Annotated in this window: 17 protein-coding genes and 1 riboswitch; of the genes, 5 read left to right on the top strand and 12 right to left on the bottom strand. The window is 68.1% G+C overall.

Annotated features, from left to right (window positions below; genetic code table 11):
* Positions 1 to 12: 12 nt before the first annotated feature.
* A complete protein-coding gene (locus ABD260_RS04000) occupies positions 13 to 381 on the bottom strand; it encodes a VOC family protein (protein ID WP_344231924.1) in 369 nt (122 codons plus the stop codon).
* Between the two features lie 117 nt (positions 382 to 498).
* A riboswitch (SAM riboswitch) is annotated at positions 499 to 612 on the top strand.
* 15 nt (positions 613 to 627) lie between these two features.
* On the opposite strand from ABD260_RS04000, the gene ABD260_RS03995 reads away from it, so the two are divergent.
* On the top strand, positions 628 to 1,992 hold the full coding sequence (locus ABD260_RS03995) for an aminotransferase class V-fold PLP-dependent enzyme (RefSeq protein WP_344231923.1): 1,365 nt from the start codon (positions 628 to 630) through the stop codon (positions 1,990 to 1,992).
* A 30-nt stretch (positions 1,993 to 2,022) separates the two neighbouring features.
* Here ABD260_RS03995 and ABD260_RS03990 read toward each other — a convergent pair whose 3' ends face one another.
* Both ABD260_RS03990 and ABD260_RS03985 read right to left on the bottom strand, forming a co-directional pair.
* Positions 2,023 to 4,080: a prolyl oligopeptidase family serine peptidase gene (locus ABD260_RS03990; RefSeq protein ID WP_344231922.1), complete on the bottom strand. Its 2,058-nt coding sequence runs from the start codon at positions 4,078 to 4,080 to the stop codon at positions 2,023 to 2,025.
* Positions 4,081 to 4,799: 719 nt separating this feature from the next.
* Positions 4,800 to 6,326, bottom strand: coding sequence for an alkaline phosphatase D family protein (locus tag ABD260_RS03985; RefSeq protein WP_344231921.1), 1,527 nt, complete (start codon positions 6,324 to 6,326; stop codon positions 4,800 to 4,802).
* A 99-nt stretch (positions 6,327 to 6,425) separates the two neighbouring features.
* Between ABD260_RS03985 and ABD260_RS03980 the strand changes: the two genes are divergently transcribed.
* Together ABD260_RS03980 and ABD260_RS03975 are read left to right on the top strand one after the other, a co-directional pair.
* Positions 6,426 to 7,484, top strand: coding sequence for a fatty acid desaturase family protein (locus ABD260_RS03980; protein WP_344231920.1), 1,059 nt, complete (start codon positions 6,426 to 6,428; stop codon positions 7,482 to 7,484).
* 21 nt (positions 7,485 to 7,505) lie between these two features.
* Positions 7,506 to 8,360, top strand: a complete 855-nt coding sequence (locus ABD260_RS03975) for a hypothetical protein (protein WP_344231919.1) — start codon at positions 7,506 to 7,508, stop codon at positions 8,358 to 8,360.
* Here the strand turns inward: ABD260_RS03975 and ABD260_RS03970 are convergent.
* The 3 genes from ABD260_RS03970 to dapA are packed head-to-tail and all read right to left on the bottom strand — an operon-like array spanning position 8,314 to position 11,968.
* Positions 8,314 to 9,345: a LacI family DNA-binding transcriptional regulator gene (locus ABD260_RS03970; RefSeq protein ID WP_344231918.1), complete on the bottom strand. Its 1,032-nt coding sequence runs from the start codon at positions 9,343 to 9,345 to the stop codon at positions 8,314 to 8,316. The two genes, ABD260_RS03975 and ABD260_RS03970, sit on opposite strands and share 47 nt — an antisense overlap.
* Positions 9,346 to 9,365: 20 nt before the next feature.
* A complete protein-coding gene (locus tag ABD260_RS03965) occupies positions 9,366 to 11,060 on the bottom strand; it encodes a ribonuclease J (RefSeq protein ID WP_344231917.1) in 1,695 nt (564 codons plus the stop codon).
* Positions 11,057 to 11,968: a 4-hydroxy-tetrahydrodipicolinate synthase gene (gene dapA / locus ABD260_RS03960; protein ID WP_344231916.1), complete on the bottom strand. Its 912-nt coding sequence runs from the start codon at positions 11,966 to 11,968 to the stop codon at positions 11,057 to 11,059. The genes ABD260_RS03965 and dapA overlap by 4 nt, the downstream gene beginning before the upstream one ends.
* A gap of 229 nt (positions 11,969 to 12,197) precedes the next feature.
* Here dapA and ABD260_RS03955 point away from each other — a divergent pair, with 229 nt between their 5' ends.
* Positions 12,198 to 12,704: a hypothetical protein gene (locus tag ABD260_RS03955; RefSeq protein ID WP_344231915.1), complete on the top strand. Its 507-nt coding sequence runs from the start codon at positions 12,198 to 12,200 to the stop codon at positions 12,702 to 12,704.
* Here ABD260_RS03955 and ABD260_RS03950 read toward each other — a convergent pair.
* Positions 12,695 to 13,489 (bottom strand): metal-dependent hydrolase, encoded by a 795-nt coding sequence (locus tag ABD260_RS03950; protein WP_344232098.1) that lies wholly within the window; start codon positions 13,487 to 13,489, stop codon positions 12,695 to 12,697. The two genes, ABD260_RS03955 and ABD260_RS03950, sit on opposite strands and share 10 nt — an antisense overlap.
* 190 nt (positions 13,490 to 13,679) lie before the next feature.
* On the opposite strand from ABD260_RS03950, the gene argG reads away from it, so the two are divergent.
* Entirely contained in the window at positions 13,680 to 15,113 is a 1,434-nt protein-coding gene (argG, locus tag ABD260_RS03945; protein ID WP_344232097.1) for an argininosuccinate synthase, read from the top strand.
* Positions 15,114 to 15,390: 277 nt separating this feature from the next.
* Here argG and paaE read toward each other — a convergent pair whose 3' ends face one another.
* The 5 genes from paaE to paaA are packed head-to-tail and all read right to left on the bottom strand — an operon-like array spanning position 15,391 to position 18,885.
* Entirely contained in the window at positions 15,391 to 16,476 is a 1,086-nt protein-coding gene (gene paaE / locus ABD260_RS03940; protein WP_344231914.1) for a 1,2-phenylacetyl-CoA epoxidase subunit PaaE, read from the bottom strand.
* On the bottom strand, positions 16,477 to 16,956 hold the full coding sequence (paaD, locus tag ABD260_RS03935; protein WP_344231913.1) for a 1,2-phenylacetyl-CoA epoxidase subunit PaaD: 480 nt from the start codon (positions 16,954 to 16,956) through the stop codon (positions 16,477 to 16,479).
* On the bottom strand, positions 16,950 to 17,687 hold the full coding sequence (gene paaC / locus ABD260_RS03930; protein ID WP_344231912.1) for a 1,2-phenylacetyl-CoA epoxidase subunit PaaC: 738 nt from the start codon (positions 17,685 to 17,687) through the stop codon (positions 16,950 to 16,952). Before paaC ends, paaD begins: the two co-directional genes overlap by 7 nt.
* Positions 17,684 to 17,965 (bottom strand): 1,2-phenylacetyl-CoA epoxidase subunit PaaB, encoded by a 282-nt coding sequence (paaB, locus tag ABD260_RS03925; RefSeq protein ID WP_344231911.1) that lies wholly within the window; start codon positions 17,963 to 17,965, stop codon positions 17,684 to 17,686. The genes paaC and paaB overlap by 4 nt, the downstream gene beginning before the upstream one ends.
* Positions 17,962 to 18,885, bottom strand: coding sequence for a 1,2-phenylacetyl-CoA epoxidase subunit PaaA (paaA, locus tag ABD260_RS03920; RefSeq protein WP_344231910.1), 924 nt, complete (start codon positions 18,883 to 18,885; stop codon positions 17,962 to 17,964). Before paaA ends, paaB begins: the two co-directional genes overlap by 4 nt.
* Positions 18,886 to 18,931: the final 46 nt, after the last annotated feature.

Genomic DNA, 18,931 nt, shown 5'->3' with positions numbered 1-18,931 from the left:
GCGGCGAATCGATTACGGATTCACCGGCGGCGCCCAGCCCGGTCGGGGGATCAGGCAGAACGGGTGGCCGGCCGGGTCCTCGTACACGGTCCCAGCGAGGCGGCGAGCGCCGAGGGCCAGCACCAGGGGCGCCGCCGCCTCGACGTCGTCGACCATGACATCAAGGTGCATCTGTTGAGGCCGGGCTGGATCCGGCCAGTGCGGACGCTGGTACGCCTCAGCGCGCTGGAAGGCGAGGCCTGAGGTTCGGCTGTCTTCGGACACGACCACCCAGTCGTCGCTCCGGTAGGTGATCGGCCGGCCCAGCAGCGCCGAGTAGAACCTCGCCAGCGCCAGCGGGTCCGGGCAGTCGATGGCGAGATGGTGCAGCCGTCCGATCATGACAACAGTGTGCCGCCACGGCCGCCAGACCGCTCCGTCTCATCATCCGTTCGGGAATCTCACATCACGAGATACAGGCTGGCGCGGATCGTGGCCCGTTCGTTACCGTTCTCGGCAGGTCATGAGCGCCAGCGTCAAGCCCCGGCTCGCTGGCCGGCAACCCTCCTCCGCGGTGGGGTGCCCCGGGTGAGGACCAGGCCGTGCGGATACCCCGCTCGGCAAGTGCGGACTTCCGGGAGCAGCAGCATGTCGATTCTCTCCATCCTCGAACCGGCCGGCACCACCACTCCGCGGCCCACGGTCGCGCGGCTCGTCACCGGCAGCATCCCGGCCACGGTCGGTTCGGACCTGCTGGTGCCGCTCGCCGACGGCCGGGTCACCGACTACGCCAACTTCGACCACGGGGCCAGCGCGCCGTGCCTGGAGTCGGTCCGGGCCAGCGTGGAGGCGGCGCTGCCGTCGTATGCGTCGGTGCACCGCGGCAACGGGTACGCCTCCCGGATCACCACCCAGTGGTACGAGCGGGCCCGCGCCGAGGTGCATGCCTTCGTCGGCGCCCGTGCGGACGACCAGGTGATCTTCACCCGGCAGACCACCGACGCGCTCAACCTGCTCGCCCGGGCCGTACCGGCTGATGCCACCGTGATCGTGTTCGAGTCGGAGCACCACGCCGCTCTGCTGCCCTGGCCGGCCGACCGCACCGTACGCCTGGCTGCGCCGTCCAGCCCGGCCGGCGCCGTGACCGCCGTAGCCGACGCGCTCCGGCAGGCGCCCGAGGGGCCGCGGCTGGTCGTGGTCACCGGCGCGTCGAACGTCACCGGCGAGATCTTCCCGATCGCCGAGATCACCAAGGTCGCGAAGGCGCACGGCGCCCGGGTCTGCCTGGACGCCGCGCAGCTGGCGCCGCACCGCACCGTCGACATCGCCGCCCTCGGCGCCGACTGGGTCGCGCTGTCCGGTCACAAGCTCTACGCCCCGTACGGCGCGGGTGCCCTGATCGGCCGGGCCGACTGGCTCGATGCGGCCGACCCGTACCTGTACGGCGGTGGCGCGACGCACGCGGTGACCGAAGACACCGTGGTGTGGTCGACCGGTCCGGCCCGGCACGAAGGCGGCTCGCCCAACGTGATCGGCGCGATCGCCCTCGCTTCGGCGTGCGCCGCGATCAGCAAGCACCGGGACGCCATCGAGCAGCACGAGCGCAGTCTGCTCGCCCGGCTCCGCACCGGCCTCGCGCAGATCGACGGCGTCACGACGTACTCGCTGTTCGGCGAGGACGCGGACCGCGTCGGCACCGTCTGTTTCACGATCGCCGGACTGACCTCCACGCTGGTCTCGGCCGCGCTCAGCGCCGAGTACGGGATCGGTGTCCGGGACGGCAAGTTCTGCGCCCACCCGCTGGTCGGCCGCCTGCTCGCCGACTCCCCCGAGCACGGCACGGCGGTTCGCGCCAGCCTGGGCCTCGGGACGACCCGCGAGCACGTGGACCGGCTGGTGGACGCCGTCCGTACGCTCGCCACCAGCGGGCCGCGGACGGAGTACGCGGAGACCGCGCACGGCTGTCAGCCGTCCGCCGATCCCCGCGACCTGCACGCCCCGCACATCTGGTGAAGCAGCCGAGCGGTTGGTGAAGCGGCCCTCCTACTGCTCAGGAGGTACGAGGCCTACATGGTGAGCAGCGAACGCCAGTAGGTCAGCCCACTCCGACGCGATCATCGCGGCCGGTTTCCCGAAGCCATGGCCAGTGTTGACCTCAACCCGAGTCAAGACGGGCCGCGGACCGGACTGGGCATGCTGCAGCGCCGCGATGAACTTGTGGCTGTGCAACGGCACCACGCGGTCGTCATGATCGCCGGTGACCACCAGCGTCGCCGGGTACGAAGTGCCTGGGCTGACCCGGTGCAGTGGCGAGTACGCCAGGAGGTCCTCGAACTGGTCCGGGTCGTCGGGCAGGCCGTAGTCAGACGCCCACGCTGCTCCCACCGTGAACTTGTGGAACCGCAACATGTCCAGAACACCCACACCGGGCAGTGCGACAGCGAACAGGTCCGGCCGTTGCGTCATGGCCGCGCCGACGAGCAGTCCGCCGTTGCTGCGTCCGTGGATGACCAGCTGCTCCGGAGTGGTCACGCCACTGTCCCGCAGGTGTTCTCCGACCGCGATGAAGTCGTCGAACACGTTCTGCTTGTTCTTCAGCCGCCCCGCGTCGTGCCACTCGGCCCCGTACTCGCCGCCACCCCGCAGGTTCGCGATGACCAGCACTCCGCCGGCTGCGAGCCACGCGGGCCAGCCGGGGCGGTAGTCGGCGTTGATCGGGATGCGGAAGCCGCCGTACCCCCACATCAGCGTCGGGCGTGGGGTGGAGAAGTCCAGATCGGACCGGGTGATCAGGAAGTACGGAACGTCGCGTCCCGGAGCGGTCCGGCGGGTCACGGTGACCTGTGGTGGCGTGAAGCCTCCAGTACCGCGGACCAGTTCCGGCAAGGCGCGTACGTTGCCCGTGTCGGTTGAGACGACGTACGACAAGGTGGGGTCTGTTGTCGTGGACAGTCCGATGAACAGCTCGTCGTACTCCGGGCCGGCGTTGAGACCTACCACTCCCCCACCCGGTACGTCGACCACTCGCTGACCAGTGCCGTCCAACTCGTACAGCGTGAGCACCGGCTGCGCATCCACCAACGTCAACGTGGCAAGACCGGACGCCGTACCGCGAACTGCCTGCAGTGTGGCGTCGCCCTCCGGGATGAGGTCGGTGAACGTACCGTCGAGCGACGACAGCACCACGCGGCCGCGTGACGCGTCGCGGTCGGTCCGCAGTACCAGCTGGTCGCCGGACATCCGTACGAACGCGATCTCGTCGGTGAACGTGTCCACCACCTTCACCGGCTCGCCCAGACCGTCCGAGGTGATCGGGTACACCCAGAGCCGCGTGGCCGGGTCAGTCCCTTCGGTGATGTGTACGACGAGGTACTTGTCGTCGTCACTCACTTCGGGTGTGTAGAAGTACCTGTCCTTGCCGGGGACGGTCAGCACCAGCTCGTCGTCGGACTGCGGCGCACCGACCCTGTGCAGCATCAGCCGCCCACCGGACAGGGACGTGGTGGTCGTGCCTTCGCTACGTCCACTGGCCGGGTAGTGCAGGTACAGGTACGCGGAACTGTCCGGAAGCCACGTTGCCTCGGAGAACTTGGCTTCCGAGACTAGGTCGTCGACCGGCGTACCAGTAGCGATGTCGAGTAGCCGGAAGGTCGTCCAGTCGCTTCCGCTCTCGTTGACGCCGTACGCGAAGTACTTCCCGTCTGGGCTGACCGTGAACGACCCCAGCGAGTCCGTACCGTCCTCGGACAGGGTGTTCGGGTCGATCAGCACCCGGCCACCGGACAGCAGCTCGTCGAGCGACTCGGCGACGTAGATGACGTCCTGCGCCTGCGTGCCGTCGTTACGGCCGACGAAGTACCAGCCGGCCTTCTTGACCGGCACACCGGCACGCGGCCGGGCCAGGATCGCGGACATCGTGCGCTGAAACCACGCCCGCTCGCCGTACCCGGCCAGCTCGTCCTGGGTGAACTCGTTCTGCCGACGCACCCAGTCCTGGGTCTCGGCAGCGTCAGGATCTTCCAGCCAGCGATACGGATCAGCGATCTCACGCCCATGCAACAACTCGACCAACTCGTCGCGGCGGCTCTCCGGATAGCTCATGCGCACAACTTAATGCGACTCGCCCGCCTACCGTCTGAGGGGTCAACCCCCGAGCTGATGGGTTCGGCCACGAGATTCCCAGGGGCCAACCCACCGCCCGAGGGGTCAACCCCCAAGCCGAAGGATTCGGCCACAACATTCCCAGGGGCCAACCCACCGCCCGAGGGGTCAACCCCCAAGCCGAAGGATTCGGCCACAACATTCCCAGGGGCCAACCCACCGCCCGAGGGGTCAACCCCCAAGCCGAAGGATTCGGCCACAACATTCCCAGGGGCCAACCCACCGCCCGAGGGGTCAACCCCCAAGCCGAAGGATTCGACCGCAACATTCCCAGGGGCCAACCCACCGCCCGAGGGGTCAACCCCCAAGCCGAAGGGTTCGGCCACGAGATTCCCAGGGGCCAACCCATCGTCTGAGGGGCTGACCCCTGAGACGAGCGAGCGCCGGGCGGGGCTGGGCGGTGTGGGCGGGGCCAGGCGGCGTGGGCGGGGCCAGGCGGCGTGGGCGGGGCCAGGCGGCGTGGGCGGGGCTGGGCGGTGTGGGCGGGGCTGGGCGGTGTGGGCGGGGCGGCGCGAGCGGGGCGGCGCGAGCGGGGCGGCGCTGGGCGGTGCGGTGCTGGGCGGTGCGGGGCGGACGGGCGGGGCGGGGCGGGTGTGGTTGCTCGGCTTCGGTGGGTGGGGGTCCGCGCGGGCGCCGGAGCTGGGGAGTGCGGCTGGCCCCTAGTGCCGGGCTGGGGGGATGTCCTTGGTCCAGAGGACCTTGCCGAACAGGTTGCGCAGGGACACCGTGAAGACGCCGGTGCGCGGGTCGATCCGGGTGTGTCCGAAGAACTGGTTGCCGCTGGCCGGGGACTGGCTCGGGAAGTCGGCGGCCTTGGGGAAGACCACCTCCGGACCGAACGTGCTGTCCAGTGAGTTCGGGCCGAACACGCCGGCGTTGATCGGGCCGGCGACGATCTCCCAGAACGGGTCGAAGTCAGTGAACGCCGCCCGCGACGGGTCGTAGTGGTGGGCGGCCGCGTAGTGCACGTCAGCGGTCAGCCAGATCGCGTTGCGTACCTTGCGCTTCTTGAACTGGCTCAGCACCCACGCGATCTCGTGCTCGCGGCCACCAGGCGCACCGGGCTGTCCGTTCGCCACCGCCTCGATCAGGTCGCCGTCAGGTACGAGCAGGCCGAGCGGCATGTCGCTGGCGATCACCTTCCAGGTCGCCCGTGACGCCGCGACCTCACGCACCAGCCAAGCAGCCTGCTCAGCACCGAGCATCGCCACCGGTCCGGCCGTCGACAGGACCGGGTTCGCGCCCCGGTACGTACGCATGTCCAGGCAGAACACATCCAGCAGCGGACCGTGGCTGACCTTGCGGTAGATCCGCTCCCGGCCACCGGTGTGCTCCATCGGCAGGTACTCGAGGAACGCCTTCTTCGCGCGCGCCGCCAGTACGTCGACCCGGCGCTCCGTGTAGCGGCTGTCGGTGAGGATCTCGCCCGGGTACCAGTTGTTCAGCGTCTCGTGGTCGTCCCACTGCGCGATCAGGGGTACGTCCGCGTACAGCGAGCGCACGTTCTGGTCCAGCAGGTTGTACTTGTACCGGCCGCGGTACTCGGCCAGCGTCTCGGCGACCTTCGACACCTCCTCGGTCACCACGTTCTTCCAGACGGTCCCGTCCGCGACCTTGACCGACGCCTCGATCGGGCCGTCGGCGTAGATGTTGTCGCCGGAGTGCAGGAAGAAGTCCGGCCGGGTCTCGTGCATCGTCTTGTACGCGATCATCCCGCCGAGCTCCGGGTTGATCCCGTACCCCTGGCCGGCCGTATCACCGGTGAACACGAAGGACACCGGCCGGTTGCGGCCCGGCGTACTGAACGAACCGTCCAGCGTCTGACCGATCCGGCCGTTCGTGTCCTCGAAACCGATCCGGTAGTCGTAGCGCTGCCCCGGGCGCAGACCGCGCAGTGGCAGCTGAGCGGTGAAGTCGTCACCGGCGCTGGTCTTCGGTCCGCGCAGGCAGATCGCCCGGTCGAAGCGGCCGTGGCTGGTCAGCTGGACGATCATCCGGCCGGGCCGGTCGGCGCGGGCCCAGACGACGGCCGAGTTGGACGTCAGGTCGGCACTGGCGATCCCGGACGGCAGCGCGGCGCGGTCGCGGCGGACGAGGTTCGGAGCGGCCGCGGCGACCCCCGGTACGGCGAACGACGCGCCGGCGGCGGTGGATGCGGCCAAGAGCTGGCGGCGACTCAGTTTCATGACCTGAAGGTGCTCCGCACGGATGACTGCCAGGTGACGGCCGGGCTAACTCGGCGGCAAATCAGGCCAGGGGTTGCGCTGGTCCGGGATGATGGTGGGGTGCCTGCCTCGCAGAAGCCCGCGCAAGCGTACGTAAGCCTCTACACCGACCTCCTCCAGACCGTTCGCGAGCTGGGGCTGCTAAGGCGGCGCCAGGGGTACTACTACACACGCATCAGCGTGGTGCTCAGCGCACTGGCTGCAGTAGCTGCCGGGGTGGTCCTGCTGGGCAACTCCTGGTTCCAACTCGCCCTGGCCTTCGTACTGGCGCTCGTGCTGGTGCAGGTGGCGTTCTTGAGCCACGACAGCGCCCACCAGCAGATCTTCCACTCCAAGGCCTGGAACGACTGGACCGCCCGCATCCTGGCCGGTGGCGTACTGGGCATGAGCGTCAACTGGTGGCGTACCAAACACAACCGCCACCACGCCGCGCCCAACCAGGCGGACAAGGACCCGGACGTCCAACTCGAAGTACTCGCGTTCACTCCGGAAGCTGTCGCCAAACGCGGTCCGCTCGGCCAGTGGGTCGCTGCACGGCAGGGGTGGCTGTTCTTCCCGCTACTCACGCTGGAGGGCGTCGGACTGCACGCGTCGAGCCTCCGGCACCTGGTACGCCGCCAGGCGACTGCACTGGAGCGAGTTGACCTGGCTGTCGTCATTACTCGACTGGCCGCGTACGTGGCTGCGCTGTACCTGCTCCTGCCACCTGGAAAGGCCAGTGCGTTCCTGGCCGTCCAACTCGCGGTGTTCGGCGTCTGTCTCGGTGCGGCGTTCGCACCGAACCACAAGGGCATGCCGATCGTCCCGGCCGGGATGAAGCTCGATTTCCTCCGGCGGCAGGTGCTGATGTCGCGGAACGTCCGCGGCGGCGTGTTCACGGACTTCGCCATGGGCGGCCTCAACTACCAGATCGAGCACCACCTGTTCCCGAGCATGCCGCGACCGACGCTGCGGCGAGTCCAGCCGATCGTCCGCGAGTACTGCGAGCTGCACGGCGTGAAGTACACCGAAGTCGGACTGTTCACGTCGTACGGGATCGTCGTCACGCACCTCAACGACGTCGGCCTGGGCGCCCGTGACCCGTTCCAGTGCCCGCTGGCCGCCCAGCTCCGCGGATAGCCCTGCTCTACAGTAGCCAGCATGTGGTGGGGTCTGGCGGGTGCGTTGGCAGCAGCCGTCGCGTACGGACTGGCCTCCATCCTGCAGGCCTCAGCCGCCTCGGACAGCTCCGGTGACACCAGCGCGGCCAAGGTAGTAGTCAAGCCGCGGTTCGTGATCGGCATGGGACTGGACGGCGTCGGTTTCGCGGTGCAGGTCGCCGCACTGCAGGTACTGCCGCTGTTCGTGGTCCAGTCCGCACTGGCAGCGAGTCTGGCCGTCACCGCAGTCGCAGCGCGCACCCTGGGCGTCCGGCTCGGTCAGCGAGAGTGGACGGCCGTAGGTGTCGTCTGCCTCGGCCTGGGCCTGCTGGGCCTGTCCGCCGGCAGCGAGGGCAGCCCCAGCGTCGGGAACGGCTTCCGGGTCGCGCTAGTCGTCGCGGTTGCGCTGCTGGGCCTCGCACGACTGTCAGTCAGCCTGGTTCCACGCCGACTGCACGGTCCGGTGCTGGGCCTCATCGCCGGTCTCAGCTTCGGCGTAGTCGCCATCTCCGCGCGTACCATCCCCAGCCTGCGTCCGGCGGAGCTCATCACCGAGCCGGCCACCTACACGGCCATCGTCAGCGGCGCATTGGCCATGCTGACGTACGCCTCGGCGCTCCAACGCGGTGGAGTCACCGCCGCGACCGCGATGCTGGTCGTCGGCGAGACTGTCTTCCCCGCGCTCGTCGGTCTGCTCGTACTGGGCGACCGCCCGCGATCGGGCTACGCCGCGTTCGCCGCGATCGGCTTCGTACTCGCCGTCGCCGCTGCCCTTGTCCTGGCCCGGTTCGGTGAACCAGGACAGGCGGTCAGTACGCCGGCGGGATCTCCCCCGAACCACGAATCGTCAACTTGACCGGCACCCGGACCGTACGGCTCGGCCGATGTGGTTCCGGCAGCCGCTCGGTCATCAACTGGATCGCCGTCCGCGCCATCACGTCGGCCGACTGCGCCACCGCGGTCAGCCCAGGGCTGAGCAGGTCACCCAGCGCCAGGTCGTCGAACGACACCAGCGCGACCTGATCCCGGCGCCCGGCCAGACCACGCAGCACCTCCGCGGTGGTCATGTTGTTTGCCGACAGCAACGCGGTCGCCGGCTCCGCCCGGTCCAGCACGGCGGACAGCGTGATGCCGATGCCCTCCGTGGTCGGCTCGGACAGGTGCACCAGGTCCTCGTCGACGTCGATCCGGTGCCGGGCCATCGCCGACCGGTACGCGACCACGCGCTCGCGGGCGGTGAAGATCCGCTCGTCGTCACCGAGGTACGCGATCCGGTGGTGCCCTTGGCGGACCAGATGGTCGATCGCCTGATCGATCCCGCCGGCGTTGTCCGCCAGCACCGCGTCGGCCTCGATCCCGTGCGCCGGCCGGTCGATCGTGACCACCGCCATCCCGGCGTCGACATGCGGCGCCAGGTAGTCCTGGGTCTCGCCGATCGGCGCCATGATCAGCGCGTCCGGACGGCGGGCGACGAACTCGAGGCAGACGTCCTTCTCCCGCTCCGGGTCCTCGTCGGTCAGCCCGATCATCACCACCGAGCCGGACGAGCGCGCCCACAGCTCGACCGCCCGGCCGAGGGATGCGAAGAACGGGTCGCCGATGTCGCGGATCACCACCGCGATCGTCCCGGTCTTGCCGCGGCGCAGCATCCGGGCGCTCTCGTTCGGCGTGTAGTTCAGCTCCTTGATCGCCGCCTGCACCTTGGCGGTCAGCTCGGGGCTGACGTTCGGTTCCTCGTTCACCACCCGGGACACGGTCTTCAGCGCGACCCCGGCCCGGGCGGCGACCTCCTTCATCGTCGGCCGGCGCTGACCGATCCCGTTCGTTCCGTTGACGCTCATCGCCGGCCCACTCCCCTGTCTCAGCTCTCCACGACAACCGGAATGATCATCGGGCGGCGGCGGTGGGTGTCACTGACCCACTTCCCGACCACCCGGCGGATCACCTGCTGCAGCTGGTACATGTCGTCCACGCCGCCGCCGATCGCCTTCTCGATCTCCGCCTCGATCTTCGGCTTCAGGTCGTCGAACACGGTGTCGTCCTCGGCGAAGCCACGGGCCTGGATCTCCGGCCCGGCGGTCAGCTTGCCGGTGACCGAGTCCATCACGGCGATCACCGAGATGAACCCCTCGTCACCGAGGATGCGCCGGTCCTTCAGCGACGTCTCGGTGATGTCACCGACGGTCGACCCGTCGACGAACACGTACCCGCAGTCGACCTTGCCGGCCACGACCGCCTTCTTGTCGATCAGATCGACGACCACGCCGTCCTCTACGACGACCACGTTCTCCCGCGGCACACCGGTCTGTACGGCCAGGTCCGCGTTCGCGTGCAGGTGCCGTACTTCACCGTGCACCGGCATCACGTTCCGCGGCTTGACGATGTTGTAGCAGTAGAGCAGCTCGCCCGCGCTGGCGTGACCGGAGACGTGGACGAGGGCATTGCCCTTGTGGATCACGTTCGCGCCGTGCCGGATCAGGCCGTTGATCACCCGGTACACCGAGTTCTCGTTGCCGGGGATCAGGGACGACGCCAGCACGACGGTGTCGCCCGGCTGCAGGTGCACGACGTTGTGGTCGTTCGCCGCGATCCGGGACAGCGCCGACATCGGCTCGCCCTGCGAACCGGTCGACACCAGCACCACCTGCTCCGGCGGGTAGTTGTCGAGCTCGCGCATGTCGATCAGCGTGTCACCGGGGACGTTCAGGAAGCCGAGGTCACGGGCGACGCCCATGTTGCGGACCATCGAGCGACCCACGTACGCGACCTTGCGGCGATGTTTCACCGCGGCGTCCATCACCTGCTGGACCCGGTGCACGTGCGAGGCGAAACAGGCGACGATGATGCGCTGGTTCTTCGCCTTGGTGAAGACCCGGTCCAGCACCGGCGCGATGTCGCGCTCGTGGGTGGTGAAACCGGGCACCTCGGAATTGGTGGAATCGACCATGAACAGGTCGACGCCCTCCTCGCCGAGCCGGGCGAACGCGCGCAGGTCGGTGATCCGGTTGTCCAGCGGCAACTGGTCCATCTTGAAGTCACCGGTGTGCAGGACGACGCCGGCCGGGGTCTTGATCGCGACCGCGAGCGCGTCCGGGATCGAGTGGTTGACCGCGACGAACTCGCAGACGAACGGACCGATCTGGAGCTTCTCGCCCTCGACCACGGTCTGCTGCGGCACGTTGCGGTGCCGGTGCTCCTTCAGCTTGCCCTCGAGCAGCGCGAGCGTGAGCTGCGACCCGACCACCGGGATGTCGCCCCGCTCACGCAGCAGGTAGGGCAACCCGCCGATGTGATCCTCGTGTCCGTGCGTCAGCACCACCGCGACGACGTCGTCGAGGCGGTCCCGGATCGGTTCGAAGTCCGGCAGGATCAGGTCCACGCCGGGCTGGTTCTCGTCCGGGAAGAGTACGCCGCAGTCCACGATCAGCAGCTTGCCGTCGTACTCGAACACCGTCATGTTCCGGCCGACCTCGCCGAGGCCGCCGAGCGGGATGACCCGCAAAGCGCCCGGAGCGAGAGGTCCGGGCGCGTCGAGATCTGGATGGGGATGGCTCATGCAATCAGTCCTGCCTGTTTCAAGTCGGTGGTGAGCCGGTCCACTTGCTCCGCCGTCGCCTCGACCAGCGGCAACCGGAGGGTCGCGTGCTCGAGGACACCGGCCAGCTTGAGCGCGGCCTTCACCATGATGGCGCCCTGGGTCCTGGTCATGATCGTCTCGACGGCGGGCACCAGCCGTCGATCAATTTCCTGGGCGGTGGCGAGGTCGCCGGCCACCACGGCGTCGATCAGCTGCCGGTACTCCCGGCTCGCGGCGTGCGCGACGACACTGGCGATGCCGACGGCACCGATCGCGAGCGAGGCGAGGTTCAGCTCGTCGGCACCGCAGTAGTAGAACAGATCGGTGTTCGCCAGCACCTTGGTGGTCCCGGCGAGGTCGCCCTTCGCGTCCTTCACCGCGACGATCCGCGGGTGCGCGGCGAGCGCGATCAGGGTGTCGGTCTTGATCTCGACACCGGCGCGGGCCGGGATGTCGTACAGCATGTTCGGCAGGCCGGTGGCATCCGCGACCGCGGTGAAATGCGCGAGCAGACCCTCCTGCGGCGGCTTGTTGTAGTACGGAGTGACGACCAGCAGGCCGTCCGCGCCGGCCGCTTCGGCCTGCTTGGCGCACTCGACGGTGTGCGCGGTGTCGTTGGAGCCGACCCCGGCGACCAGCTTGGCGCGGTCGCCGACCGCGGCCCGGACCGCCTCGATGAGCTGGACCTTCTCCTGGTCCGACGTGGTCGGCGACTCGCCGGTGGTCCCGTTCAGCACCAGGGCGTCGTTGCCGTGGTCGACGAGGTAGCCGGCCACCTTCTGGGCGGCGTCCAGGTCAAGGGAGCCGTCGGGCCGGAACGGAGTGACCATCGCGGTCGTCAGCCGGCCGAACGGCGGCGACGAGGGCGTGGATTCTGGCGAGGACATGAGCCTCAGATTACCGCTCCTGGACCCTGAAGAAATGGGTAGGCCTGGTGGCTGTCCGCTCGGGGGTCCGGGCAGCCACCAGGCTCACTCGTCCTATCGGGGGTGGCCCGGTAGTCGTTACAGCTTCCACGAAGAAAATCCGAAAAAACTTCTGCGGATACTCTCCGTGTTCGAACGACTGCGGTTTGTCGATATACCGATGACTTTCCGGACCGCTACGCTCTTCGGCGTGTCGACACCTGCTGCCGCCCCTGGCCCCCGGCAAACCCTGCCGATCATCTGCGCCGCGATGGCCGGCGCGATCCCGTTGATCACCGTCGTGGTGTGGTTCGTGCTCGCGGCGGACGGCATCGGTGCGTTCCCGGCGTCATGGGCACCGATCGTCGTAATTGCGGTCGCCGGCGGAGCGTACGCGTGTTGTGAGCTGGCCGGGTTCCGGACGCCCGCGCTCGAGTACTCCAGCCGGTCGGCGGCGGAGATCGAGGCGGAGTCGTGGCGGCGGTTCACCGCGTCGACCTTCACCCGGTTCGCGCTCTGCGAGGCAGTGTTCTTGGTCTCGGTCGCGCTGGCGTTCTCGGTCCAGAGTTTCTTGGTCGTATTGATCGGTGCCGTGATCGCGCTGCCACTGTTCTTCTTGGAAGCATGGCCCGGGGAGCGTAATCAGCGTCGCTTCGCCGCGGCACTGGAAGCGCGGGGCATCCCCTCGTACCTGACGGGTGGCCGGCTTCAGGACTGACCAGCTATCCAGATGCTCGTTGCGTCGAACAGGCGTTGTGCTGCTTGTAGTGCGCCCGGTAGGAGGAGTACGCCGCCGAGGGTCAGCAGCGGGACGATCACCATGCGCTCGCACCAATGACCGGTGCTGAAGCGGAGCGGTTTCGGGAGGCGGAGCTCGTACCAGGTCTCGCCGCGGATCGGGAGCGGCCACAGCCACGGGCAGCCGGAGCGGGTGAGGCTGTCGCCCAGGCAGTGCACGAACATGCCTAGTGCGACAGCAGCACCGATCCAGCCGCCGATCTGGGTCAGTCCGGCTTGTACGGCATCCGCGGCGCCCGTACCGGGTAGGGCGGCACCGAACACGGACCAGCCGGCTGCAGCGAGTACTACTAGGACGATCCAGTCGCCTAGTGCATCGGCTGCCAGTACTAGACCGGTGACGGCGATTGCTAGTACGGCCCACTTGCCGCGGTCGCCGAGGCTTGCGGCGAGCATGCCGAGGAGTACAGCGGCTACCAGGGTGTGCGTCGCGTGGCGGTGCTTGCCAGTGCTGTCCTCGTCGCGTGGTCCTTTGGTCAGCCTGTAGAGCACGCTGGAGAAGGCGCGGATCGCTCCCGAGATCAGGCCGGTCACCGGGCCGAGTAGCCGCGAGGCGCTGGCTCCAGGGTGATCCAGATCCGGCAACAGCGCGTACCCAGCGGTGGCGGCCGCGAACGGCACTACCTCCGCGACCGATGTGAGCCCCACCAAGGGCGCCACCGCCAGCCCGGCGCACCACCCCGACAACGCATGCGACCGCCCCATCATCCCCAGCCTCACTCCCTTCGGAGTACATCCAACCCCACCAGCCCCAACTGCCCCAACTGCTTGACCCCTGAGATGGCGGGTTGCCCCCTCGGATTCTCAGGGGGCAACCCTGCGCTTGAGGGGTCAGCCCCGGAGGTGGAGGGTTGGTGGCTTTGCATAATAATGCAGGGTGATGCATACTCTTCCTGTGTCCAAGGTGCTTACTTCTTTGCCAGTCGGTGAGCGGGTCGGGATTGCCTTCTCGGGGGGTCTCGACACGTCGGTTGCGGTCGCGTGGATGCGGGACAAGGGGGCGGTGCCGTGTACGTACACGGCTGACATCGGGCAGTACGACGAGCCCGACATCGCCTCGGTCCCGGAGCGGGCGACCGCGTACGGCGCGGAGATCACCCGGCTGGTGGACTGCCGCGCGGCGCTGGTCGAGGAAGGGCTCGCGGCGCTGGCGTGCGGGGCGTTCCACATCCGCTCCGGCGGCCGGACGTACTTCAACACCACGCCGATCGGGCGCGCGGTGACCGGCACCATGCTGGTCAAGGCGATGCTCGACGACGACGTGCAGATCTGGGGCGACGGGTCGACCTTCAAGGGCAACGACATCGAGCGCTTCTACCGGTACGGCCTGCTGGCGAACCCGCAGTTGCGGATCTACAAGCCGTGGCTGGACGCGCAGTTCGTCCATGAACTGGGTGGCCGGAAGGAGATGTCCGAGTGGCTGGTCGCGCACGGGCTGCCGTACCGGGACTCCACCGAGAAGGCGTACTCCACCGACGCGAACATCTGGGGCGCGACGCACGAGGCGAAGACCCTCGAGCACCTCGACACCGGGATCGAGACCGTCGACCCGATCATGGGCGTCCGGCACTGGGACGCCGGCGTCGCGATCGAGACCGAGGACGTCACGATCGGGTTCGAGCAGGGCCGGCCGGTGACGATCAACGGCAAGGAGTTCGGCTCCGCGGTCGACCTGGTGCTCGAGGCGAACGCGATCGGCGGGCGGCACGGTCTGGGTATGTCCGACCAGATCGAGAACCGGGTGATCGAGGCGAAGTCGCGGGGCATCTACGAGGCGCCGGGGATGGCGCTGCTGCACGCCGCGTACGAGCGGCTGGTGAACGCGATCCACAACGAGGACACGCTCGCGAGCTACCACACCGAGGGGCGCAAGCTCGGCCGGCTGATGTACGAAGGTCGTTGGCTGGACCCACAGTCGCTGATGCTCCGGGAGTCGCTGCAGCGGTGGGTCGGTACGGCTGTCACGGGTACCGTCACGCTGCGGTTGCGGCGGGGTGAGGACTACTCGATCCTCGACACCACCGGGCCGGCGCTCAGCTACCACCCCGACAAGCTGTCGATGGAGCGGATCGAGGACTCGGCGTTCGGCCCGGTCGACCGGATCGGTCAGCTGACGATGCGCAACCTGGACATCGCGGACTCGCGCGCCAAGCTGGAGCAGTACGCCGGGCTGGGGATGTTCGGTTCGTCGAACCCGGCGCTCGCGTCCTCCACCGACCTGATCGGCGAACTCCCCAAGGGCGGCGCCGAAGCAATCGCCTCCCGCGGCGAGGCCCCCGAAGAAGAGGCCCTCCTCGACCGCGCCGCAATGGAATCCGGCACCGACTAACCCAAGAACACCCCACGAAACCACCCGCACACCTACCGCGTTCCCGGAGCTGCACGACGACCCCGGCGCCGAGCCGGCCCGACCAGCCGCACCCCACCCACCCCCAAACCGGTTCGGGGCGCCCAACTGCCCATTCCGGGGGGACAACCCGCCCCGCTCGGCACGCACAACCTCCCCAAACCGGTTTGGGGAGGTTTGTGGGCTGGTGCGGTTCGCGGGCCGGTGCTCGTCTGCCTGCAACAGCTCTGCAACAACCCCGGGCCGCGTACTGGGTGGGTCAGGCGTCGTAGTCGAGGGTGAGGGTGGGGGTGATGGGGTGGGACTGGCAGGTGAGGACGTAGCCGGCTCGGAGTTCGTCTGGTTCCAGGGCCCAGTTGGTGTCCATTTGGACCTTGCCGTCCAGGACCTTGGCTCGGCAGGTGCCGCAGACGCCGCCCTTGCAGGCGAAGGGGGCGTCGGAGCGGACAGCCAGCATGGCGTCCAGGACGGGCTGCGCGTGCTGGGACAGGCGGAACGTTGAGCGGCGGCCGTCGAGGATGACGGTGACCTCGGCCGCATCCTCGTCGTCGGCGGCGGTTTCGGCGGGCGGCTTGGGGGCTTCGTCGCCGATGTGGAAGAGCTCAGCGTGTACGTGTTCGCGGGCAACCCCTTCGCCGAGCAGCAGGTTCTGGGTGCCGACGACCATCGCGTACGGACCGCAGAGGAACCACTCGTCGACCGACTCCAGCGGGAGGATCGTCGCGAACATCCGCTGCAACCGCTCAGTGTCGATCCGGCCGCTGAACAGTTCGACCTCGGTGCTTTCGCGGGACAGGACGTGGACGAGGTGGAAGCGCTCGGCGTACCTGTCCTTCAAGTCCGCGAGGTCGTCCGCGAACATCACCGAGCCGGCGGTTCGGTTGCCGTACAGGAGGGTGACGCGACTGCCTGGTTCGACCGCGAGGATCGTGGCGACGAGGGAGAGTACGGGCGTGATGCCACTGCCCGCGGCGACGAAGGCGTAGCGCTTCGCGTTCGCCGGGTCGAGGGTGGTGCCGAAGCGGCCGAGCGGGGTCATCACCTCGAGTTCGTCGCCGACTTTCAGCTCATGCGCGGCGTACGCGGAGAACTCGCCGCCGGGAATGCGCTTCACGCCGATCCGGAGTACGCCGGAACCGGCCGGTGAGCAGATCGAATAGCTGCGGCGTACGTCATCGCCGGCGCGCCGGATCGTCAGGTGCTGCCCGGCGGCGAAATTGTACTCGGCGGACAGCTCGGTGGGTACGGCGAAGGTGATCGCGACCGAGTCGTCGGTGATTTCGTCGATCGCGGCGACTTTCAGCGGGTGAAAGGTCGCGCGCCGGCGCGGGACGGTCGTCGTCATCTAGATCGCCTTGAAATGGTCGAAGGGTTCCCGGCAGGAATTGCACCGCCAGAGCGCTTTACACGAAGTGGAACCGAACCGGCTGAGCTCGGTCGTATCAGGTGAACCGCACAAAGGGCACCGAACACTCAACCGCAACGGAATCGGCCCGTCGACAGCACGGCGACCAGTGGGCGGCGCGATTCCGTACTCGGTCAGCTTGTTCTTCCCGGACTCGCTCATCCAGTCCGTCGTCCACGCCGGCGACAACGTGGTCTCCACGCGGCCGTCGACACCCAGGTGGTTGAGCGTCAGCTCGACCTCCTGCCGGATCAGGTCCATCGCCGGACAGCCCGAGTAGGTCGGGGTGATCGTGACGACCACCTCGTCGCCCTCGTGGCGTAGCCCGCGCAGCACGCCCAGATCGGCAATCGTCAGCACCGGCACTTCGGGGTCTGTCACCTCGCCGACCGCCTCGAGGATCGCGGTGTCGGTCACCATGTCGCACCCGGATGGGAACGCGCCACGTGCTGCAACTCGGCCAGCAGATAACCCATGTGTTCGGTATGCCGACCCGACCGGCCACCACTGTGCTGATAACCGGACGCCGGCCGCTCGCACGTGGACTCATCAATCACAGCAAGAACGCGCGAATTCCAGGCCTCCTGCAATTCAGCAGGATCAACAGCGACCGGCAACCGGCGTACGAGTTCGTCCGACGTGAACATCTCCGCCGTGTACGGCCACAACGCATCCAACCCGGCCTGCATCCGCTGATGACTTTCCTCGGTCCCATCACCCAACCGCAGCACCCATTGCGTCGCGTGATCGACGTGATAAGCCACTTCCTTGACGGCCTTACCCGCTACGCCGGCCAGCAGCTCGTCAGCACAACTCAGCAGCTCGGAATACAACAGATGCTGGTACGCGGAAAAATACAGCAACCGCGCCATCGCAAACCCGAAATCACCGTTCGGCAATTCACAGATCAGCAAGTTCCGGAACTCCCGTTCGTCCCGGAAGTACGCCAGCTCGTCCTCCGTACGCCCAACGAGAGAACCCGCGTACTGCAGCAACGACCGCGCCTGCCCCAGCTGGTCCAACCCAATGTTGCCAAGCGCAACATCTTCCTCGAGCTGCGGCGCCGCGGCGATCCACTCGCCGGTCCGTTGCGCGGCGATCAATGCGTCGTCACCGAGCCGGAGCGTGTACTCGAACAGGTCCTCGTTCACAGGTGGTCGACACCTTCCGGGACCTGGTAGAACGTCGGATGCCGGTACACCTTGTCGTCGGCCGGGTCGAAGAACTCGTCCTTCTCATCGGGGCTGGACGCGGTGATGTCGGTCGCCCGGACCACCCAGATCGACACGCCTTCCTGTCGCCGCGTGTACACGTCACGCGCGTTCCGCAACGCCATCGTCGCGTCCGGCGCGTGCAGGCTGCCGACGTGCGTATGCGACAGACCGCGCCGCGACCGGACGAACACTTCCCACAGCGGCTCGACGCTCATGCCACACCCGCCTTCACGGACTGCTTGGCCGCATAGGCGGCTGCCGCCTCACGGACCCAGGCGCCGTCTTCATGCGCCTTCACCCGGCGCGACGACCGCTGCTGATTGCACGGGCCGTTGCCCTTCACAACTTCATACAGCTCGGTGTAGTCCGGCTCGGTGAAGCGATAGTGCCCCGACTCGGCGTCGTACACCAGTCCGTCGTCAGGTACGCGCAACCCGAGCACGTCCGCCTGCGGCACGGTCATGTCGACGAAGCGCTGCCGCAGTTCGTCGTTGCTGTGCCGCTTGATCCCCCACGCCATCGACTGCTCCGAATGCGTCGACGCGGAGTCCGGCGGACCGAACATCATCAGCGACGGCCACCACCAGCGGTCCAGCGCGTCCTGCGCCATCGCCTTCTGACCAGCAGTGCCGTTGCACAGCGTGTAGAGGATCTCGAACCCCTGCCGCTGATGGAACGACTCCTCCTTGCAAACCCGCACCATCGCCCGCGCGTACGGCCCGTACGAGCAGCGGCACAGCGGCACCTGGTTGACGATCGCGGCGCCGTCGACGAGCCAGCCGATCGCGCCGATGTCGGCCCAGGTCAGCGTCGGGTAGTTGAAGATGCTGGAGTACTTCTGCTTCCCGCTGTGCAGCAGGTCGAGCAGGTCCGCCCGGTCCACGCCGAGCGTCTCGGCCGCGGCGTACAGGTACAGCCCGTGGCCGGCCTCGTCCTGCACCTTCGCCATCAGGATCGCCTTCCGGCGCAGCGACGGCGCGCGGCTGATCCAGTTCCCCTCCGGCTGCATGCCGATGATCTCGGAGTGCGCGTGCTGCGCGATCTGCCGGATCAGGGTCTTGCGGTACCCGTCCGGCATCGCGTCCCGCGGTTCGATCCGGCCGTCCGCCGCGATGGTGGCCTGGAAGCTGTCCATCTCCCCAGCATATGTGACACTTTTTGCCCGAATCAACAACAAGTGT

It is taken from the genome of Kribbella hippodromi, assembly GCF_039531045.1.
Classification (GTDB): Bacteria; Actinomycetota; Actinomycetes; order Propionibacteriales; family Kribbellaceae; genus Kribbella; species Kribbella hippodromi.
Note: the sequence above shows the minus strand (reverse complement) of the source record. Positions and strands in the feature narration are given on the sequence as shown.

Bases quoted from the DNA above. Each gene is read 5' to 3' on its own strand.
- ABD260_RS03995 (WP_344231923.1), top strand. From the start codon at position 628: ATGTCGATTCTCTCCATCCTCGAACCGGCCGGCACCACCACTCCGCGG.
- ABD260_RS03970 (WP_344231918.1), bottom strand. From the start codon at position 9,345: ATGAGCGTCAACGGAACGAACGGGATCGGTCAGCGCCGGCCGACGATG.
- ABD260_RS03985 (WP_344231921.1), bottom strand. From the start codon at position 6,326: ATGAAACTGAGTCGCCGCCAGCTCTTGGCCGCATCCACCGCCGCCGGC.
- ABD260_RS03950 (WP_344232098.1), bottom strand. From the start codon at position 13,489: ATGGGGCGGTCGCATGCGTTGTCGGGGTGGTGCGCCGGGCTGGCGGTG.
- paaE (WP_344231914.1), bottom strand. From the start codon at position 16,476: ATGACGACGACCGTCCCGCGCCGGCGCGCGACCTTTCACCCGCTGAAA.
- ABD260_RS03975 (WP_344231919.1), top strand. From the start codon at position 7,506: ATGTGGTGGGGTCTGGCGGGTGCGTTGGCAGCAGCCGTCGCGTACGGA.
- paaA (WP_344231910.1), bottom strand. From the start codon at position 18,885: ATGGACAGCTTCCAGGCCACCATCGCGGCGGACGGCCGGATCGAACCG.
- ABD260_RS03990 (WP_344231922.1), bottom strand. From the start codon at position 4,080: ATGAGCTATCCGGAGAGCCGCCGCGACGAGTTGGTCGAGTTGTTGCAT.
- ABD260_RS04000 (WP_344231924.1), bottom strand. From the start codon at position 381: ATGATCGGACGGCTGCACCATCTCGCCATCGACTGCCCGGACCCGCTG.
- ABD260_RS03965 (WP_344231917.1), bottom strand. From the start codon at position 11,060: ATGAGCCATCCCCATCCAGATCTCGACGCGCCCGGACCTCTCGCTCCG.
- paaB (WP_344231911.1), bottom strand. From the start codon at position 17,965: ATGAGCGTCGAGCCGCTGTGGGAAGTGTTCGTCCGGTCGCGGCGCGGT.
- paaD (WP_344231913.1), bottom strand. From the start codon at position 16,956: ATGGTGACCGACACCGCGATCCTCGAGGCGGTCGGCGAGGTGACAGAC.
- dapA (WP_344231916.1), bottom strand. From the start codon at position 11,968: ATGTCCTCGCCAGAATCCACGCCCTCGTCGCCGCCGTTCGGCCGGCTG.